Consider the following 1,612-nt stretch of genomic DNA (forward strand, 5'->3'; position numbering starts at 1 on the left):
TTTTCAATCAGGACATCTTCGTTCTTTGTGCCGCGCTGGCCCAAGGGCCCAATACTCCGCAGCCACTGTTCAATGGGGTGACGTACAATGAGGCGCTGCAAATCGACCACGACGCTGGCGTCAACGGCATCGACGAGGCACTTAGACGATTCAGCCTCGATGCGGTTGTTTCCTTTACTGACAATCCAGCGTGGGAGACCGACCTACTTTATAGCGATACCGGCAGATTCTACTTCGCCAGCTCAGGCCTGGCTGCTGCACCTGGCTATCCTATCATTCAAGTGCCGGCCACGATGGTGCTTGGTACCCCTATGGGCATCAGCTTTCTCGGCACTGCTTTCAGTGAGCCCGCGCTGATCAAGCTCGCATCCGGCTTTGAGGCATTCACGCAGGTACGCGCACATAACTTGCCGAAGTTCCTCGATAACACGCCATCGCATCACATCAAAGGGACGACACCGGGGCAGCACACACCGGTGCAGGACACCGACACAGTCGATCCGGCCAAGACTAAGAAAAAGCCACAGCACCTGTAACGGGCGGCGCATCCGAGGTATTGCTTATCTCCACGGCTTCGCGCCGTTCGACAGCCCGGACCGTTTCTCTGGTGACGTGACACCATTTGTAAATTTTGTTTGCTGACCATCCCTCACGGAATAACCGAACTAGTTGGCGATAGATTTTGGGTCGTTCACGCAACAGACGCTCGCCAGTGTACCGCGGCCGCGCATCCTGCGTTGTTGATGGTGCCTGGCCGTTATTTGGCTGGATTATGTTCAATCGAACAGATAAGCTGGCCTGGAGCAAAATGCAATGGCGTTAACCGGTTCATCGCGTGCGCGTGGAATCGTCTCAGCAGCCCGGTAGCTATCCGTCGCTACCTACGCGCAACTGCACCCATCAACCGCTCCCATTCATCCAAACTCCCGCGAAAGCCCAATTCGCACGCTGTGTTGAAACTCAATCGAGCGTTTATCTCGCGACGCTTTCCGCCTTTTGTATCCTTGGCGTTCCGATAGTGGCGGCGTGAAATGAAGATGTGTGACGCCAGTGGGTCGTGCTCAGCGCGCATGGTTTCGACGACCGCTTCCACTTCACGAATCGCCTTGCTAAGCTTCTCTAGAGCATGGTGAAGCTGCCGTGAGCGCAGCGTGTTCAACTGAACGTATTCACGCCCGGAGGTCAATATTTCCCCGGACAAAAGTTACAGCGCTGTAACTTTTAAGCGGTAGCGGACGGACATCGCAAGCGAAGGCGAAAAAAATTGCGGTCATAAGAACAGCGTATTCGGTGGGCTTCTAGGTTTAGAAATTCGGATACCCGGTGCGGGCCCCCACCACCGAGCTGAGACTGGCTACTGCGTCATTTTTTTGCGCTATCAGCCGAAGTTTTGTTTACGCCGAATGCTTTGGATTTATTGAGGCCTTAAGGACGCAAGTCGCGTCCACGTCCTCTGAATATGATCGCCAGCGCAAGAAGAATTACTGCGATGGGCACGAGCGGCGCAGCGGCGATGTAGGAGATAAGCACGAAGACGATCGCGATAACGGCGAGGATAGTGGTTATATCAAAGTTCATAGTTTGTGATGGGTTTGCCGACATTTAATTACGC

At 54.2% G+C, this 1,612-nt stretch carries 2 protein-coding genes; one reads left to right on the forward strand and one right to left on the reverse strand.

Annotated features, from left to right (window positions below; translation table 11 throughout):
• Positions 1–536: hypothetical protein (locus DMG62_23970; GenBank protein ID PYY20109.1), on the forward strand; the 536-nt coding region annotated here is incomplete at its 5' end.
• A gap of 341 nt (positions 537–877) precedes the next feature.
• Here the strand turns inward: DMG62_23970 and DMG62_23975 are convergent.
• The gene (locus DMG62_23975; protein PYY20110.1) at positions 878–1,186 is read right to left on the reverse strand and encodes a hypothetical protein; all 309 of its coding nucleotides are present in this window, start codon (positions 1,184–1,186) and stop codon (positions 878–880) included.
• Between the last annotated feature and the right edge of the window lie 426 nt (positions 1,187–1,612).

It is taken from the genome of Acidobacteriota bacterium (assembly GCA_003225175.1).
In the GTDB taxonomy this organism is placed as follows: domain Bacteria; phylum Acidobacteriota; class Terriglobia; order Terriglobales; family Acidobacteriaceae; genus Gp1-AA112.